Source organism: Anaerosporobacter sp. (assembly GCF_031551385.1).
Taxonomy (GTDB): domain Bacteria; phylum Bacillota; class Clostridia; order Lachnospirales; family Lachnospiraceae; genus Anaerosporobacter.
Genome location: NZ_JAVBNS010000009.1, coordinates 97,873 through 113,921, shown reverse-complemented (window position 1 = coordinate 113,921; position 16,049 = coordinate 97,873). Strand labels below are relative to the sequence as shown.

General features: G+C 36.4%; 22 protein-coding genes. 1 reads left to right on the top strand and 21 read right to left on the bottom strand.

All coding sequences use genetic code 11. From position 1 onward, the window contains the following. Nucleotides 1–6 precede the first annotated feature (6 nt). From RMR19_RS01675 to RMR19_RS01655, 4 genes are all read right to left on the bottom strand, one after another. Nucleotides 7–1,224: a tyrosine-type recombinase/integrase gene (locus RMR19_RS01675; RefSeq protein WP_002835202.1), complete on the bottom strand. Its 1,218-nt coding sequence runs from the start codon at nt 1,222–1,224 to the stop codon at nt 7–9. A gap of 81 nt (nt 1,225–1,305) precedes the next feature. Beyond that, nucleotides 1,306–1,509 (bottom strand): excisionase, encoded by a 204-nt coding sequence (locus RMR19_RS01670; RefSeq protein ID WP_000814512.1) that lies wholly within the window; start codon nt 1,507–1,509, stop codon nt 1,306–1,308. Between the two features lie 456 nt (nt 1,510–1,965). Further along, nucleotides 1,966–2,196, bottom strand: coding sequence for a helix-turn-helix domain-containing protein (locus RMR19_RS01660; protein WP_000857133.1), 231 nt, complete (start codon nt 2,194–2,196; stop codon nt 1,966–1,968). After that, the gene (locus tag RMR19_RS01655) at nt 2,193–2,615 is read right to left on the bottom strand and encodes a sigma-70 family RNA polymerase sigma factor (protein ID WP_000804599.1); all 423 of its coding nucleotides are present in this window, start codon (nt 2,613–2,615) and stop codon (nt 2,193–2,195) included. Before RMR19_RS01655 ends, RMR19_RS01660 begins: the two co-directional genes overlap by 4 nt. A gap of 504 nt (nt 2,616–3,119) precedes the next feature. On the opposite strand from RMR19_RS01655, the gene RMR19_RS01650 reads away from it, so the two are divergent. Continuing rightward, nucleotides 3,120–3,473 (top strand): helix-turn-helix transcriptional regulator, encoded by a 354-nt coding sequence (locus RMR19_RS01650; protein WP_001227347.1) that lies wholly within the window; start codon nt 3,120–3,122, stop codon nt 3,471–3,473. A 59-nt stretch (nt 3,474–3,532) separates the two neighbouring features. Here RMR19_RS01650 and RMR19_RS01645 read toward each other — a convergent pair whose 3' ends face one another. The 17 genes from RMR19_RS01645 to RMR19_RS01560 all read right to left on the bottom strand — a co-directional run bounded on the left by RMR19_RS01645 (nt 3,533) and on the right by RMR19_RS01560 (nt 16,048). Then, nucleotides 3,533–3,721, bottom strand: a complete 189-nt coding sequence (locus tag RMR19_RS01645; protein WP_012962334.1) for a cysteine-rich KTR domain-containing protein — start codon at nt 3,719–3,721, stop codon at nt 3,533–3,535. Nucleotides 3,722–3,818: 97 nt separating this feature from the next. Next, nucleotides 3,819–5,738, bottom strand: coding sequence for a tetracycline resistance ribosomal protection protein Tet(M) (tet(M), locus tag RMR19_RS01640; protein WP_026389858.1), 1,920 nt, complete (start codon nt 5,736–5,738; stop codon nt 3,819–3,821). Between the two features lie 15 nt (nt 5,739–5,753). After that, on the bottom strand, nt 5,754–5,831 hold the full coding sequence (locus RMR19_RS01635; RefSeq protein WP_442871521.1) for a tetracycline resistance determinant leader peptide: 78 nt from the start codon (nt 5,829–5,831) through the stop codon (nt 5,754–5,756). Nucleotides 5,832–6,114: 283 nt separating this feature from the next. Beyond that, the gene (locus RMR19_RS01630) at nt 6,115–7,029 is read right to left on the bottom strand and encodes a conjugal transfer protein (RefSeq protein ID WP_002345006.1); all 915 of its coding nucleotides are present in this window, start codon (nt 7,027–7,029) and stop codon (nt 6,115–6,117) included. Nucleotides 7,030–7,043: 14 nt separating this feature from the next. Beyond that, on the bottom strand, nt 7,044–8,045 hold the full coding sequence (locus tag RMR19_RS01625) for a bifunctional lytic transglycosylase/C40 family peptidase (RefSeq protein ID WP_020224359.1): 1,002 nt from the start codon (nt 8,043–8,045) through the stop codon (nt 7,044–7,046). 216 nt (nt 8,046–8,261) lie between these two features. Next, nucleotides 8,262–8,822, bottom strand: a complete 561-nt coding sequence (locus tag RMR19_RS01615) for a hypothetical protein (protein ID WP_442871519.1) — start codon at nt 8,820–8,822, stop codon at nt 8,262–8,264. A 39-nt stretch (nt 8,823–8,861) separates the two neighbouring features. Then, on the bottom strand, nt 8,862–9,245 hold the full coding sequence (locus tag RMR19_RS01610) for a YdcP family protein (RefSeq protein ID WP_001234287.1): 384 nt from the start codon (nt 9,243–9,245) through the stop codon (nt 8,862–8,864). Between the two features lie 18 nt (nt 9,246–9,263). Continuing rightward, nucleotides 9,264–9,578 (bottom strand): YdcP family protein, encoded by a 315-nt coding sequence (locus RMR19_RS01605; protein WP_000420680.1) that lies wholly within the window; start codon nt 9,576–9,578, stop codon nt 9,264–9,266. 332 nt (nt 9,579–9,910) lie between these two features. Beyond that, nucleotides 9,911–10,873, bottom strand: coding sequence for an Eco57I restriction-modification methylase domain-containing protein (locus tag RMR19_RS01600; RefSeq protein ID WP_295679510.1), 963 nt, complete (start codon nt 10,871–10,873; stop codon nt 9,911–9,913). 405 nt (nt 10,874–11,278) lie between these two features. Beyond that, nucleotides 11,279–12,088, bottom strand: a complete 810-nt coding sequence (locus RMR19_RS01595; RefSeq protein WP_002294509.1) for an ANT(9) family aminoglycoside nucleotidyltransferase Spw — start codon at nt 12,086–12,088, stop codon at nt 11,279–11,281. 131 nt (nt 12,089–12,219) lie between these two features. After that, nucleotides 12,220–12,747 (bottom strand): phosphoribosyltransferase family protein, encoded by a 528-nt coding sequence (locus RMR19_RS01590; RefSeq protein WP_002294507.1) that lies wholly within the window; start codon nt 12,745–12,747, stop codon nt 12,220–12,222. A gap of 43 nt (nt 12,748–12,790) precedes the next feature. Continuing rightward, nucleotides 12,791–13,654 carry an aminoglycoside nucleotidyltransferase ANT(6)-Ia gene (locus RMR19_RS01585; RefSeq protein ID WP_002294505.1) on the bottom strand — a complete coding sequence of 288 codons (864 nt, stop codon included), beginning with the start codon at nt 13,652–13,654 and terminating at the stop codon, nt 12,791–12,793. Nucleotides 13,655–13,686: 32 nt separating this feature from the next. Then, on the bottom strand, nt 13,687–14,421 hold the full coding sequence (locus tag RMR19_RS01580; protein WP_000662263.1) for a class I SAM-dependent methyltransferase: 735 nt from the start codon (nt 14,419–14,421) through the stop codon (nt 13,687–13,689). Then, on the bottom strand, nt 14,402–15,271 hold the full coding sequence (locus tag RMR19_RS01575) for a nucleotidyltransferase domain-containing protein (protein WP_000228166.1): 870 nt from the start codon (nt 15,269–15,271) through the stop codon (nt 14,402–14,404). Before RMR19_RS01575 ends, RMR19_RS01580 begins: the two co-directional genes overlap by 20 nt. A 102-nt stretch (nt 15,272–15,373) precedes the next feature. Continuing rightward, the gene (locus RMR19_RS01570; RefSeq protein ID WP_000567889.1) at nt 15,374–15,619 is read right to left on the bottom strand and encodes a single-stranded DNA-binding protein; all 246 of its coding nucleotides are present in this window, start codon (nt 15,617–15,619) and stop codon (nt 15,374–15,376) included. A gap of 72 nt (nt 15,620–15,691) precedes the next feature. After that, on the bottom strand, nt 15,692–15,886 hold the full coding sequence (locus RMR19_RS01565) for a hypothetical protein (RefSeq protein ID WP_242952494.1): 195 nt from the start codon (nt 15,884–15,886) through the stop codon (nt 15,692–15,694). A 39-nt stretch (nt 15,887–15,925) separates the two neighbouring features. Further along, complete coding sequence (locus RMR19_RS01560) at nt 15,926–16,048, bottom strand: hypothetical protein (protein WP_310601764.1); 123 nt, start codon at nt 16,046–16,048, stop codon at nt 15,926–15,928. Between the last annotated feature and the right edge of the window lies 1 nt (nt 16,049).

The window sequence follows — 16,049 nt, the reverse complement described above, 5'->3', positions numbered from 1 at the left end:
GTACTACTAAGCAACAAGACGCTCCTGTTGCTTCTCTTTATTCAAGCGTTTCATCTCTGACATTGCGGAATCAAATGTTGCGTGTGCGTAATAGTTCAGCGTCATGGCTATATTTGCATGCCCCATAATGTATTGTAATGCTTTTGGGTTCATTCCTGCATTTGCATAGTTGGTACAGAATGTATGTCGCAAACTATGTGGAGTGATGTGTGGTAACTTATCATCATTATACTTGTTGTATTTCTTAACAAGACCTTTCATCATACCATTATAGTCACTCGCCACTTTTGGATAGTTCTTTCTATTAAGAAAGAGGAAATCACTATATCCATCAATCTCAACACGCTTATCATTCTTTCGATTCGCTAACACTCGCTTAAATGCTTGATAGGCTTCTTCAACCATAGGAACTTGACGTTCACCACTTTTGGTCTTTGGTGTTTCAATGTAGTACCCAATTTCAGTATCTCTCAATAGCTGATGGTCTATATTGACAAGACGATTCTCAAAATCTAAATCTGGAAGTGTCAAACCACCAAACTCTGAAATACGAAGACCTGTTTTTAAGAGTATCAGAATTTCATCATAATTTTTGCTGTAGGTTTTATCAGCTTTCGCAAAGGCTAACAGTTTTTCTTCCTGTTCTCCTGTTAGTACGGTCTTAGGGACAGTATCATCATCAAGAACTGCATTCAGTTGAAAGTCAAATGGATTCTTCCGAACACAATCATCTTGTATCGCAATGTAGAATGAAGCCTTTAAAGAACGTTTATAGTTATTGATGGTTTGATAGGCATAACCATTTTCACTCATTCTAATCGCCCATTCTTTAGCGTCTGATGGTTTAATACTATCAATACTTCTTGCACCTAACTTGTCTTTCTTCAAAATATCCATAAGATATTTGCGTCCAGTTTCAGTATTTTTTCTAACCTTTGGTCTTTGAGCGTTCTGTTTTGCGTAAAGCTGGCAGAGTGTCATTTTCTTTCCTACAACATCAATACCATCATGAATGTCTTTCTGTAACTCTGCGATTTTCTCCCTAAGTGAGATACAATCACGCTTTCCTGCTGGTACTCTGTCTGTAGCCACAAGTTTCCACGAGTAAACAAATTGCGGTTCTCCAAATGAATCTGTATATTTGTATAAGTATCTTCCGTCTTTTCGTTGGCTCTCTCCAGTCTTTAAAATTCGACCTTTATTGTCACGTCTTTTTTCTGACATGGCATTTGCTCCTTTCCATTATGGAAAGAGCCCTGATACGACTTAATACTATTTTATCATATACAAGACCCTTTGGCTACGCTAGATTGCGTTCAATGTATCTATAATTTTTTCAAATTGTTTTCGTTTAACCTGAATACGATTGCCATTCATAATCAGCCAGTTTGCATTTTTATTTTCTTCTGCCAAACGACGCAGCTTGTTTTCGCCAATACGAAAATATTTTGACGCTTCTTCAATAGTTAGGGTATAACGCTCCCAAATCGGAATGTCAGTCTGCTTCATAAAATCCTCCTTTCCAAATCACTTATTGGATTTCATAAAAGTTGTTTTACAAGCAATCGAACAGCTCTAGCAAAGCTCACGGGAGTTCCACCCCTGCATGGTTCTCATGTAGCCATACTCATTGCCTGCGACGCTTTTAACGCTCGGACTATTGACTGTATGGGAGTATCATTATCACGATAAGAAAGTCGTCGCTGGCAATCCTGCTAAAGATTGTTTTTCGGAACACTAACTGAAACGCTCGCTATCTTTAGAAGATAGGTCATGGCGGTTAGCTCCGTTGGCTCTTTTCTTATCGAAACGTATTCAATTACTTTTATTCAGTTTTCAAAGAACAATGGCTCGTTAGCCTATCAAAACACATTGAAAGCTCAATATGCTTTGATGGAATAACAAACCTCCCTGTTCGGGAAGCGTGGAATAGTATGGCACGCTTCCACGAAAAGAGAGAGGTTATTACTTAATTTCAAATGACAGAATCTTTGTAATCAGTCTGGTTTCCATTCTTCCACGTAAGACTTCATCAACGACCATACTTTGATTGCCATATTCATCTTTCATAAGTCGTAGGGAACGTTTCGTTATGTACCCTCTGTAATGATGTAGAATCTGGTTAATCGCTTCTGTATCGCCATCTGTTGCCTTTACAATGAGAGGAAAGGGAATCATAGGATATTGTGTTTTCATTCTTCAAATTCCTCCATAAACTTTTTGATTAAGGCTAGTCCACTGGTTCTATGCCGATAGACAGTAGAACGGTTCAATTTCAACAGGTCTGCAATTTCTGAATCGCTCATGTCCATAAAGTAAAACAGCAGTAGAATTTCACGTTTCTTGTCTGGCAACTCACGTAATGCTTCACTCAATAAATCATTTTCAACACCAACTGATATTCCATTGAGTGTAAAAATCTGAAAGTCAGTTGAATAGTTATCTGTTGTCGCAAACTGGCTAACAAGATAATCGCCAACATCAGAAAAGGACACTTCACGCTTTGCGATCCTTGAAAGATAAAGCAGATAATTCTTTCGCTCGTCTTCCATAGCACGTTTACAGATATAGTCAAACTGATTTTCTATTGTGGTCTGAAAAAAAGATGGTTTCATGTTTCTCACCCCCTTTCTGTCTAGGAAAGGAAGTGAGCCTTGCTCTTTTATCTCCTTTCACTCTTAGTCCCAATGTGAAAGGGGGATTTGTTGCATTACTGATGAATAAACTTTGTAAAAAAGTTCTGAATAACCAAAAAAGCACACAAACAGATTGATTTCTCTGTTTACATGCTTTTATTTTTCTATCTATATGATTTATAAAACCACATTGGTGGACGTACTTATCTATTGCAGATAGACGACTTTTTTTGATAAATACTCAATGTGGGGAACTTGATTGTATGTGATATACTTCATGGCGACTTTGACCTCCAACAAACCGCCATTTGGAAGTAAGATACAATATTTTAACAGCATAAATAGCACTACCATATAACGGTTTTTTTTATTGGCGTTTAGTAGTGCTTTTTATTAAATATGAACCTATAAACTATATAACATGTTTTTCTATACCTGTTTCTAATTCAATAGGAACAGTAAAATGTATAGAGGTGGTCTACTATGCGTAAAAAAGAAGATAAATATGATTTTAGAGCCTTTGGTTTAGCCATTAAAGAAGCTCGATTGAAACGAGGTTTAACTCGTGAACAAGTGGGAGCATTGATTGAAATTGACCCACGTTACTTAACTAATATTGAAAATAAGGGGCAACACCCCAGCATACAAGTTCTTTATGACCTTGTATCGTTACTTCATGTTTCCGTTGATGAATTTTTCTTACCTGCTAATAACTTGGTAAAAAGCACCCGACGATTACAGATAGAGAAATACATGGATAGCTTTACAGACAAAGAACTATCCTTAATGGAATCTTTAGCCAGCGGTATCAACGAAGCAAGAAACATCGAAGACTAATTAAAAGAATCCATACATAACGGAAAGAGCCGATAAAATGAGATTGTATTAATCTCATTTTATCGGCTCTGCGTCTTTGCGTCTGGCTCTGTAATCACAGTTACTTTGAACTGCTTTATTTCAATTAAATTTTCTTGTCTGCATTTCGGACAATAGAGGGGGAATTTTTTTAATTCAGTATCTTCCCTTATCTTTAATCGTGTTTTATTTCCACATACAGGACACAATATCCACTTGTAGTTTATAATAACTATCTCCTCCTTTACACTTTAATTCAAATCTTTATTAAAGAATATTTCATCTTATTTAACAAGAAACCATATTTATATAACAACATAAAATACACTAAGTTATTTTATTGAACATATATCGTACTTTATCTATCCGACTATTTGGACGACGGGGCTGGCAAACAGGTTCACCGGTAGTAACATGGTACCCTTTTAACTCTGTTAAACAAACACTACGTCCATTTGTAAAGAAAGTTAAATCACTACGATATTCTTGAATACACCGAGCAGGGATTTCTCCACTAAGAATGACCTCATTATTTTTCAATTGAGTGTCTACGATGTTCGCACAATATTTAGGAGCATCGTTGTATGCTCGTGAAAGATATTCCTGTGGCGCATAAATTTTAAAACTAAGATATGGCTCTAACAATTCTGTTCCAGCTTTTTTTAAGACTTGTTCCAATACAATAGGAGCAAGCATCCGAAAATCTGCTGGGGTACTAACAGGGCTATAGTATAAGCCATACTTAAAACAGATTTTACAGTCCGTCACATTCCAACCATACAATCCTTGTTCACAGCCATAGCGTATCCCCTCCATAACTGCATTTTGAAACGATTGATTTAAGTATCCAAGAGAAACCGAGCTCTCATACTGTACTCCGCTCCCTAATGGAAGCTGTGCTACAGATAGACCAATGGAAGCCCAGAAAGGATTCGGTGGAACTTCGATGTGAATGGTATACTCTGCTTTTTTTAACGGTCTTTCCATATAAATGACTGTAGGCTCTTTTATTTCTATCTCCACATGATACTTTTCTTGCAGCAGAGCACAAGTCACTTCCATTTGTACTTTCCCTAAGAAAGAAAGTATGATTTCATGTGTCGCAGAATCCACATAATATCGCAGAAGCGGGTCACTGTCGGAGATTTCTAAAAGTGCATCAAGTAACATTTCCCTTTGTTGAGGTTTGCTCGGTTCAACAGTCGTTTGCAGCAGAGGGAGGGGATTTTCAATTCTCTCTCTCTGTGGCAATAGCTTTGTATCTCCAAGAACACTATTTAACTTCAAAAACTCATTCTGCAAAATAACAATTTCCCCGGAATAAGCCTTATCAATTTTACATAATTCACCATTTATTGAAGTATACATTTCTGTAATTTTTATTTTTTCCTTTTCCGATATTCTAACCGAATCTCGCAAATGCAGTACGCCACTATAAAGACGTATATATGCAAGACGCTGTCTTTTTTCCGAATACTCAATTTTGAAAACTTTTCCGCAAAGTTCAGACTGACCTCGATGTGTTGATGAATAAAATTTATTCGTAATCACTTCTATAAGGTTATCAATCCCTATATTGTTTTTTGCACTTCCGTGATAAACAGGGAACAGGGAACAATTATGAAATCTTATGCTTTCCTCTTGTTCGAGTTCTAATGCTTCCAATAATTTCCCAGACGTATATTTCTCCAAAAGGTAATCATTTCCTTCTATTACCATATCCCATTGTTCAGATTCGGTAAAGTTCATTACACGCATATTAGGATGCAGTTCTACCTTCTGTTTGATTACAATTTCCGCAGAAAGTTTCTCTTTAATATCCTGATAAACCGTTGATAAATCAATTCCATTTTGGTCAATCTTATTGATAAAAAAGATTGTGGGAATACCTATTTTCCTAAGTGCATGAAACAATATACGAGTTTGTGCTTGTACGCCATCTTTTGCAGAAATCAGTAGAATTGCCCCATCTAATACTGATAATGAACGATATACTTCTGCTAAAAAATCCATATGTCCTGGCGTGTCTATGATGTTCATCTTAGTATTTTTCCACTGAAAAGAGGTTATCGCCGTCTGAATTGTAATTCCTCTCTGACGTTCTAAAAGCGTATTATCCGTTTTCGTTGTACCTCTGTCCACGCTTCCTAATTCTGTAATCGCTCCACTGTTATATAATAAGCTTTCTGTTAAGGTAGTTTTTCCCGCATCAACATGAGCTAAAACTCCAATATTAATAATTTTCATGTGATTTTCCTCCATTCAAAAGCCCAAAAGGGCATACAAATCCCAGTGATAAATACTCTTATCACTGGGATTTTTATGCATAACCATAGGCATACAAAGCATACAGATATTCTCCGGATACTTTAGAATCACATGATAAAGGTATTCTTAAACTGGGTACAAAAAACTAAGCCCTCCTAAAAAAGGACATCCAATTATTTGTTCCCACTATCAAATTGACAGTTTATTTAAGAATACCTTGCCGCATATTTATTAACTCCTTTTAAATAGATACTTAAATAATAGCACGTAAGAGCATATTTGTAAAGGAATCTCCAATTTTTTATCAAAGAGAGTACGTGATTACAAAATAGCTGTAATAATGTACCAATATTTGTTATTCTATAATCTTCCAATTACTCCCGTTCTTTTCAAGTACCAAATCAAATTGAGATACCTGCGTTGCTTTGGTCTGCTGGTCGATATACTCCACTGTCAGCGATACCGTGACTTGATTATCCTTACGATTGTAAATAGGATTTACCAGTTCTTGAAAGATGTACTCTTTTCCGATTGGTTTTAATATCCCGTCATTCACATAGTAGGAAAGTTCACTGGCTGTCGCTGTAGGATAGAGCTTGAAGAACGTCGTTAAAAACTCATTGATTTCATTGGTTGTAATGGAATCAACCGTACCCTCACTTTCAATAGCTTTTGGTTTATAGTCTGATTTCTTTGGTATGCTAGTAATGGTCGGATTCTTAATGAGGACCATATTTCCAGTACTGTCTACATAGACACTCACTATATAAGCAGAGTGGACGGTCTTTGTATTTTCCCCCTCTGTAATGAGTTGGTCTACACTGTAGGTTACATCAAATTGATTGTCGCCATCTGCTTCTACCGTCCATATCTGAAATCCTTTTACAGAAGACGATACAGGAATATCTTTACGAACTGTATCGACATTCAGAGCTTGAAGTTCCTCTGTCAGATATGCTTTCAGGTTTTCTATGCGATTATCAATGGACTTGTCGTTTAGTTCCCATGAATAGTAGACTTTCGCAAAGTTCTCTACAAAATTTTCCACATGATGAGTATCGACATATTCCTTTTCTATGATGGTGGTTTCATGAATGGTATGGGTATCAATGGCTGTAAAGTGCTTGAATATCGCAAAGCTGAAACTAAGTCCTAAAAGTACCCATAGGACAATCACAACCTTTTTACGAGGATTGACCTTATAGACACGAGGTTTCTTTTCCTTTGGTGTCTGTTTTTCTGTATTCTGATTTTTTCCGAATTTCATCATTGAATCGTCCTTTCTTATTGTTTGATTCGTCCTGCTCCCACTAAATGCTGTTGCCAGTAAGAGCTTGTTAAGTCGGCATAACCGATAGGGTCGCCTGCATGAAACATACGGTTATCGCCTAAATAAATCCCGATATGAGTAATATAAGAGCCAGCGTTATAGGTAGAATGAAAGAAAACCAAATCGCCGGCTTTTGCTTCCAATAATGGGATATGCCGGGTTACATCATATTGCTGTTGTGCTGTTCGTGGTAAGTTGATTCCAGCTTTTCCATACGTCCATTGTGTCAGTCCGCTACAATCAAAAGAGGTAGTCGGGGAAGCTCCGCCATAGACATACTTCCAGCCTTCAAATTTCAGAGCTTCGTCCATGATGGCTTGTACTGTATCATCATTAAACTCTGTTGTGACAAGATACTGCGTTACCAGTTGCACATAAAACATATTCCCGTAATTGTATCGCCAGCCCCCATTGATAGGTATGGCTATGGGATTGGGGTAAGACACTTTTTCGTCACCCGAATACTCTTTTGAGAAACTTTGAGCCAGTTCAAAGGTATATTTATTCCCACGATTAGCCACATATCCTAAGAAACCACCACCATAATTGTAGGACTGGATAACCGATTCTAAATCTACACCAAGCCTTTCGCTACTGGCTAATAACTCACTGAAATACTTCACACCTTGCTTAATGGATTCTTCTGTACTCAATGAATTAGGTGGAAGACCGAGGGATTCCGAGGACTGCATAACATCTTCTGCTGTACCACCCGATTCCACCTGTATAATCGCAAGAAGTATATTGACGTATTCTTCAATTCCATATTCTTTGGCAACTTTTTCTACCATAGGCTTATGAGCCAGCACTTCTGCGGAAACATCCACACCGCCATAGTGAATGTTGGAAAAACCGCCATCTTGTTCATCTGAAAATAAAATGGCGACAAACAGAAGCAGTGAGAAGACCATCAAGAATAATCCCGAACCACCAATCACTAAAGTTTTCAGCTTCATGGTTTCTTACTGCCTTTCTTAATGGTGGCGGTTTTGATTGGTGGTCTACTTTTTGTATTTTGTAGTGGTACTCTTTGAACAGTAGACTGACGTTCTTTTGTGATTGAACGTTGTGAAGCTCTATCTGTTGGTGCAGTTGAAGTTACTGGCTTTTGAACCGTTCTTTCTTGAACTGTATTACTTTGACGTTCCGTTTTTAAACTTGAAGAATCGGACTTAACTGTAGGAATCCTTTAACTCTTTATCCGTCAGCTCACAGTACAAGCCACTTTCTAATTTCTTTTCCAAGTGTAGGAGCTGGTCTTGATATTTCCCCAGAGTGATTTCCACTTGTATCTGTATTAAGCCATTTTTAAGGCGATAATAGATTTTAGGGAAGTAGGTTATCTTTTCTTTGGTACGACTGGGGGAATCCTTGAAGAAGCCATCTGTTTTGACCTGTTCTGATTCATACCACTTATTTTCAAGAACCATCTTCGCCAGCTTTTGACGGTGGTAGAGTTGTTTAATCGTATCATAGCGATACCGTTTGAATAGAAACGCCACCAGCAAGCAGACAAGAATTGCGACACTGAAACTGATACTTAAATACGGAATGTCAATCTTATCTGCTTGTGATAGGTTAAAGTCCTGCCAGTTGACCTGCTGGATTGTCTTCACATGAAACAGTCCGACAACAAGCAGTAAAATAGGCAGTAAGGACGCTACTGTAAAATGAAAGACTAAATCTTTGTCACTCGGACGAATCCTTTTACCACGAAAGACACGCTGTTTCATGTTTGATTTTCTCCTTTCTCTCTAATGGAAGATACGTGGCTATTTGTCCGTAGCAGGTTCTTTCTTAGGTGGCTGTTGATTTCTAAAGGAATTAGAATCCTTTGTCAGCACAATATCGTCTGCCTTGATGTACCAGTCAACATCTGCTCCTTGAAAGGTAGCAGTAGCGACAGTATCCGCAATGGGATTGATAAGTTCCACCCGTGCGTTATATTCAAACTCTTTCAAAGGCACGCTGGCAGGAATACTTACTTGAATCATGCGTCCTTGCCCTTTGGATTTTAAGTCATAGGTACGTTCTTTGATTTCCTCTGAAACCGTACCGTCTTCATTTTGGATTCTCACTTCACGACGTAGAGCAGAGAATTTTAATTCTCCAAAAGTCGTGTCTTTATCTAATACGATACCATTTGCTAATCTCATCATTTTTCCTCTCTTTCTTTATTCTTTTACCATGTCGTCAGCATGTAAAAGGTAATTTGTAAAACCACGAGTGCCGATTTTATAGCCCTCGGCGGTAATACGTGGATTGACTAACTTAACACGTTCCTCAAAGCCGAAATGTTTTTCGCCAGCTTCAGCAGGAAGTACGACCACAATATCATCTGCTCTTTGAACGTCTGAATAGAGATTATAGCTTCGAGATAAGACGGTTAGATGTCCGTTGATTCTTCGCTGTACGACTTTATCCTCGCCAGCAAATTCTAAATTGCCGAATGTTTTTTCCATCTTGGGAATCACAAATTTAAGTTCCATATTTTTACCTATCCTTTCTTTTTTATGGTTGAATGAATCTCGTTTGTTTGATGGTCTTTCACGGTGGGGAGCGACCTTTATTCTCTTGTTTTTCTATTTTCGTAGTATCACGTCCTTTCAAATCGGGTAAAAAAATAGACACCTCATTTTTGAAGTGTCCACCTTTTGCCTATTCAATTTTTATTGGAAGTATCTTTGTTTCTTCACTTTTCAAGGGTAAATCGTCGTATCAAAGCTCATTCATAAGTAGTAAATTAGTAGTAAATTGATTGGTTTCGACCTTGATAAAGTGTGATAAGTCCAGTGTTTATACGGATAACTAGATTTTCATACTATTTTTCATTATAAAAATAATTACAACTTTTGTCCTTAAGTGCTTCTATAACTTTCTGTCTCTGTACTTCCATTCCACCTTTAAATTCAGATAATTTAATGTATAATCCATTTTTGCATTCTTTTCCATTTTTTAAAACAAAGGAGCAAATAGGTACTGTCGCTTCCTCAAATGCAGAATACTCCATTTGAACAAGCGTTATAATTGATTTTTGCTCAATAATATACGTTCTTAATTGCTCATAAGTCTTGATAAACATCCACACAAATGGGGTCATAAATGCAGAATATCCATTCTTTGTACAGTAGTCAAAATTCCTATACATAAACACAGAAAACAGATCGCCACTATATGCTTTATATTTTTCAATAACAACTTTTTTCAGCTCCCCTTCTAACTTGTTCATGTATGGTGGATTTGTAGATACAACACAATATTTTCTCGCCATAATATCAGCTTGTTTTGCTACTTTTTGCATTGTAGGCATAACTTCACTATACCAGTTATTACTTTCCATAGTAATCTGACCTGATACGTTACAATTATCTATGTATTCCTTAAATTCAACATAATCATTTCCCTCAACAGAAATCAAACTTCCAACTTCTTTAGCATTTTTATATGTCTTGATTAAATATTCGCCTATTTTATTGAACTCGTTATCATTGGTAACCCCTTCACAATAGAACTGGCTTATCGCATTTGTTTCTATAATCGCAGTTACATTCGGCTGAATTTTTCTTGTTAAGAATCTTCTGTCATAACTTCTTGCTTTCATCATAACAGCAAAATATGCAAGCTGATATGCACGGTTATCAATATCTAAACCAAATAGATTATTTTCAATAATCGCTTGTGCCGCATCCCTATCCACATATCCACACTCTCTATATATTTCCATAAGTACGTCAAAAGCATATACCAGAATATGACCACTTCCCATACAAGGATCTATGTTCATGCAGATTTTGATACAAAAATAAAAAGCCCTCTCCTGGGCAGAACCCCGGAAAAGGCTTGAAATCAATGCGTTTAGAGAAGTCCTCAGACTTGTCAAACGCATTAGATTGCTAACGGATTGAGTTTTTCGATTGGCACGCTACTGAATAAATCTAACTTGAATACCCTTACATTCATTCAGTCAAAATAATTAAAAAGTATAGGTAAAATTAAAAGGTTCAGTGTAGATATGTTTCCTCTAACACCATGGCTCGAGTTGATGGCATTGATGTCTTAAGCTGATTTTTAACCCTTTCGTTCGCGGGAACGTATCAACGGTATTTTGATTATTTTTTAAGAAACTGATATATGGGGGAACATATCGAAGCAATCAATAATGCACATTAACAACTAGTCTTTGTTATATTTAAACTATTCGAAAAGGTAATTGGATATTAAGGGAAGACTCTATAGACTTTTTCATATGATTAACGAGTTCAGCCACCTCAGATTCCATTCCTTCCCACTTGTCAACACACTCTCCTAAATAAGCCTCTCTCGCTTTGTTGAGTAAAGTAGCATGCTCATCGGGTAATTGAGGTATCGCCCATTCAGCTGCCAGATCTTTTGAGCGAATTTCACCAGTAGATGCTGTCAGCCACATTCTGGCTAAAGTTAAAATCACATTGCGTTCGTCACCGTTAATGCTAGCTATCAACCCGGGCAACGATTCTTTAATTGCTTTTCGAATATCTGTCATTGGCACAGGCTCAATTACTTCTGTTGCCTTTGGTCCCAAAAGGTTAATACTATTTTTTCTTAGTTGTGCTAAAAGTATTGCTAAATCCGGATCATAAGTCGACTCAGGAATTTCTCCCTTTTCAAACTGCTCTCTTAGCCACTCGCCATACATAAATTCATATTTGGGGGGGAAATGCCAAGGGACAATATCCTTTTGATTTATGACCGTAACTTCAAGAGGCCTCATATCTTTTATGTTTCCTATTTTCCCAGATATAAGCATTAACCTATTTGTAAGATTCCTTCGAGTTTTTTCAGATAAACTTTGATTTGTTATTACCAAAATATCTACATCGCTATTCATACGTAAACCACCCATTACTGCCGAACCATACAAATACACCCCAATTAACATATTATCAAGTAGTTCCGCTATAGTTTTTAATGCTTGAATTGCTTCTTTCGGAATTTTTTTGTTACTTAAATCTATACTCAACTTCGATCTCCTTTCGTCTGAAAACTGTTTTTTAACGCCTCTTAAAATTTATAAAAAAAGAGTAAACATCTTTCGTTGTATTGTAAATTAACGCCATCCAAAATTTTGATTCAAGATTTTCTTTCGGTTTATTATATGTTTGAGCCAATATAAGCTACAAAACTGCTGTCTATCCATTTTTGAGTAACCTCATTTATATCAATCCCAATAGTAGCCAACCCAATAATGCTGCAATCCAATTTCTCTAACAAAGCTATTAAAGCCTTCATTTGAGAACCTGTCTCTATCCAATCATCTACAATCAAAACTCTTTTGTTCCTCACAATAGAACTCTTAGATATTTCAAAGCTTTTATCTTGACCTGAATAGTCGGTAAAATGTGTCGAAATAATCTCTTCTTTTGCGTATGGCAGCTTATCACCTTTTCTTACTCCAATAAACCCCACTCCAAGTTCTTTGGCTATGGCAGTGCCTAGTATCCATCCAATTGCTTCTGGGGCAGCCACATAATCTACTTTATTTTGAAAATCCAATGATAGTACTTTTACAATTTTATCAAAAACGGTTTTATGTGTAAAAATAGTTAGTAAATCATATTTTCCAATTGAGTTACGAGGTAATATACCTCTAATTTCATTTATAACATCAGTACTTTCCATACATTTACACCCCTTGCTTATGGTTAATAATCTTTGCTAATCTTTAAAAATAGTCATTTTCAACATATTTTTTATACATGTCCTCGGTATATCTTGTTATGTTCTTACCATACTCTGGATAATCAAACCCCAGTAGTTCTGCTACCTCTTTGGACACTTCCCTGAACAATTGGTGGCATATAAATAATGACTTCCAAATATTTTCATAGGAATCCATGCGATATGTAGATAATAATCTATTCCATAGATCTTCATCAATGTATTTGTTAATATACTTATAATTTTTCCCAACACTTAATGAAAATTCTGTCTTTATCCCAACCTTCCACGACATCATCCTAAGTAGTTCAAACCGTAGAATCTGGTTCAGATGATCGATTGCAAACAGTATCTCTTTGCGGCACAATCCTTTAATAACATAAGGTGTTACATTCCAAAATTCATTGCAGCAATCATCATACTCCCTTGCGCTTGGCTTTCTTACATGATAATCTATATCAGTCGGAACTATGTCCCTTTTAATTCTACAATCTTTATCAATTAGAACCTTTATTAATTTATCGCCCTTTAGGTAATTATCTAACTCTTCCAAGGGCAATAAGGTAAGATCAATTTTATTGTAATCATCAAATAGCATAAGATAGGAAAATCCCTTTTCTTCAGGTGGGAATAATTCCATATCCTCCGGCTTTTGCATCATTATTATATTCCCAAATTGATTAAGCCAGTCATCATTAGATATAAACGGTTCTATATCACTTACAAAATATGTAATATCATAATCCTGAAATTCATCTTTAGGTATATTAATATTTGCGCGTGACCCCTCAAGGGTCACAATTCGAATACGTTCATCCTGTTCTGCTAAAGAAAGTACTAAATCCATCATTTCTTTTTCTGATCTCATTTACATACTCCTCGTTTATTTTTTCTATATTATTACATCTTCTTTTTTGCCGATACAATCAGCATCATTGGGCGTCGCATTTCATCCGCCATCCCCGGAATATCCATCATGTTCTCTGGCGGCTGTGGCTCCACAATCTGATTTATTATAAAACTATTTGAAAGCAGTGTATTTAGATATGTGGTCAGTGTTCTATGATATTTTGTAACCTTTTCTTCCAAAAACATAGCTGTCCGTTTGCCCTCATAATAATAATTGTCCACCGGGAAATGCAGTATTTCTCCTTTTTCGTTATAATACCAGTCTTGTGTTCCATGAGCAGTAAAAACAGGATGTTCAACTGTAAAAACTAAATTGCCACCAGCCTTCAGCATCCTATATATCTTTTTTATTAAATTCTCATAGTCTGCTACATAATGAAACGCAAGCGAACTTAGTATTACATCAAAGCTCTCCTCTGGGAAATCCACATCTTCTATGGCACAGCATTCATATTCAATCTGTGGAAAATGGGTTTTTCCTTTTGCTACTTCGAGCATTTTATGAGAAATATCAACACCTACTACAGAGGAAGCACCGTTTTCCATCGCATATATACAGTGCCATCCATAGCCGCATCCTAAATCAAGCACACGCTTACCCTTAAAATCAGGTAGCATCTTTTTCAAAGTCTCCCATTCTCCCGCACCAGCCAGTCCTTTCTGCGAGCGACTCATTTGACTGTATTTTTGAAAAAATATATTATCATCATATTTGTTTTCTTTCATCTGAACTCTCCTCGTTTAAAAAGTTATTTATCTCCGATACAATTTCATTCACTTCATTATAAAGCTTCTCGGTCATGTCGTAGCATTCAAAAAGTGAGATACCGAGTACTTCAAAAATATGATTTACCTTCTCGGTATATTTTTCAGGTTTATGTTCAAAAGTTTCAAGCAGTTTTATAGCTTTCTTTTCGTTGATACAATAAGCATTATTACATGCAAATAACACTTGATTTAAACATGAAACTATACGAAAAACATGACCCGCAATATAATATTTATCGTCTGTTCCCGAATTTGCTTTTACAAACATTAAAGAGAACCCTGCTTCAAACATAAAAAAGTTAACTAAACTTTTCTGCAAAGCATTGGGATAAGTTTCTGCCTGTTTTTTTAATTCGCATAAGCTTTCATTCTTAGCATATAGTATTTTGCTAATCGCTAATTCTCCTCGATACATTGCACTAATATAACCATGGGGATGCCCAGTCTGATAATTGGCAGTAACAATTCCGTGCTCTGTATCTTTCATTATTTGTTCCACACGTTTAATATCACGTAAAATTAAATCCACATGATACCCGTTTATGACTAACCATCCGCCGCCATTAATCCAATCACCCCATGCTCCGGGAGGTACAACAAGGTTATTTCTATGCTCATCATCCAGCTTTGTAGCGAATTGATTAATAGTATTTATGTCAAATGATTCTGAATTGTAATAGATGCCGATATCTATATCCGAATCCTCTGTATGGGTGCCCCTTGCACGTGAACCACCTAAAACAATACCTTCTATATAAGACAGAGAGGATAATTTCTCTGCTACTGATTTAATAATATTATCTACCATCAAGCATGCTCCTTTTATCGATTCACTGCTGTAAAAATTCCAAGCCAAATCTTTTGCTTCTACTCAACATATTTATAATTTTTTTAATTTCACAAAAGATAGTTAAAACTTATCAATTGTCTTTTTATACCTCTGCTGATTAGATGAAGTCTTTTCAATAGCCTTTAAATTACCATTCATTTTGCTAACATGGTTTAAAAATAACGTTCCAAGCAGAAGTCGATCCTTTCTGGGTATCCTATTCCACACATATCCCTTGAATAAATCTTTAACAAGAAAAACTTCGCCATCATTTAGATTTTCAGTTTCTCTAATAGCTTCTTCCAATAGCTCATTTACATCAATCATGTTGTCCACTCCTTATTAATAATAATATCAACAACATTGTTGATATTATTATACGTATATTCACAGTCAAAGTCAATCCGTAAATAAGAAAAGCCACCAATCAAGGAAGTAAACGCCACTCTGTTTTAGGTAATCAATATTCTTGCAGTCCACGAGCTTTATCCGTGGAATCTTATAGGCAACCCCTGTCCAATTGGCAAGTGTACACTTTATGCGACCGTTAGGGGTACTGTCCATAAGAAAATAATTCATATTTTTACCAGCCATAGCACTTACCTCCTTCATAATCACTAATCCCATGTTGCATTAGTTAGCAAATTTAGCAGATTCACCTACTCCGAAATATTTCTCGAAAAAGTATTTTAACTCATCGATTACTGTCTGCTTTTCCTTTGTACGGTTACCACCAAAGCGGCTCACCGGAGGCATG

Excerpts from the sequence above, each read along its gene's own strand:
- RMR19_RS01585 (WP_002294505.1), bottom strand. The coding sequence starts at position 13,654 with ATGAGATCAGAAAAAGAAATGATGGATTTAGTACTTTCTTTAGCAGAA.
- RMR19_RS01630 (WP_002345006.1), bottom strand. The coding sequence starts at position 7,029 with ATGATGAAATTCGGAAAAAATCAGAATACAGAAAAACAGACACCAAAG.
- RMR19_RS01610 (WP_001234287.1), bottom strand. The coding sequence starts at position 9,245 with ATGAGATTAGCAAATGGTATCGTATTAGATAAAGACACGACTTTTGGA.
- RMR19_RS01660 (WP_000857133.1), bottom strand. The coding sequence starts at position 2,196 with ATGAAAACACAATATCCTATGATTCCCTTTCCTCTCATTGTAAAGGCA.
- RMR19_RS01570 (WP_000567889.1), bottom strand. The coding sequence starts at position 15,619 with ATGATTGATGTAAATGAGCTATTGGAAGAAGCTATTAGAGAAACTGAA.
- RMR19_RS01590 (WP_002294507.1), bottom strand. The coding sequence starts at position 12,747 with ATGGAAAGTACTGATGTTATAAATGAAATTAGAGGTATATTACCTCGT.
- RMR19_RS01675 (WP_002835202.1), bottom strand. The coding sequence starts at position 1,224 with ATGTCAGAAAAAAGACGTGACAATAAAGGTCGAATTTTAAAGACTGGA.
- RMR19_RS01600 (WP_295679510.1), bottom strand. The coding sequence starts at position 10,873 with ATGAACATAGATCCTTGTATGGGAAGTGGTCATATTCTGGTATATGCT.
- RMR19_RS01670 (WP_000814512.1), bottom strand. The coding sequence starts at position 1,509 with ATGAAGCAGACTGACATTCCGATTTGGGAGCGTTATACCCTAACTATT.
- RMR19_RS01560 (WP_310601764.1), bottom strand. The coding sequence starts at position 16,048 with ATGCCTCCGGTGAGCCGCTTTGGTGGTAACCGTACAAAGGAAAAGCAG.
- RMR19_RS01635 (WP_442871521.1), bottom strand. The coding sequence starts at position 5,831 with ATGCCTATGGTTATGCATAAAAATCCCAGTGATAAGAGTATTTATCAC.
- RMR19_RS01615 (WP_442871519.1), bottom strand. The coding sequence starts at position 8,822 with ATGAAACAGCGTGTCTTTCGTGGTAAAAGGATTCGTCCGAGTGACAAA.
- RMR19_RS01650 (WP_001227347.1), top strand. The coding sequence starts at position 3,120 with ATGCGTAAAAAAGAAGATAAATATGATTTTAGAGCCTTTGGTTTAGCC.
- RMR19_RS01575 (WP_000228166.1), bottom strand. The coding sequence starts at position 15,271 with ATGGTAGATAATATTATTAAATCAGTAGCAGAGAAATTATCCTCTCTG.
- RMR19_RS01565 (WP_242952494.1), bottom strand. The coding sequence starts at position 15,886 with ATGGCTGGTAAAAATATGAATTATTTTCTTATGGACAGTACCCCTAAC.
- RMR19_RS01625 (WP_020224359.1), bottom strand. The coding sequence starts at position 8,045 with ATGAAGCTGAAAACTTTAGTGATTGGTGGTTCGGGATTATTCTTGATG.
- RMR19_RS01605 (WP_000420680.1), bottom strand. The coding sequence starts at position 9,578 with ATGGAACTTAAATTTGTGATTCCCAAGATGGAAAAAACATTCGGCAAT.
- RMR19_RS01580 (WP_000662263.1), bottom strand. The coding sequence starts at position 14,421 with ATGAAAGAAAACAAATATGATGATAATATATTTTTTCAAAAATACAGT.
- RMR19_RS01655 (WP_000804599.1), bottom strand. The coding sequence starts at position 2,615 with ATGAAACCATCTTTTTTTCAGACCACAATAGAAAATCAGTTTGACTAT.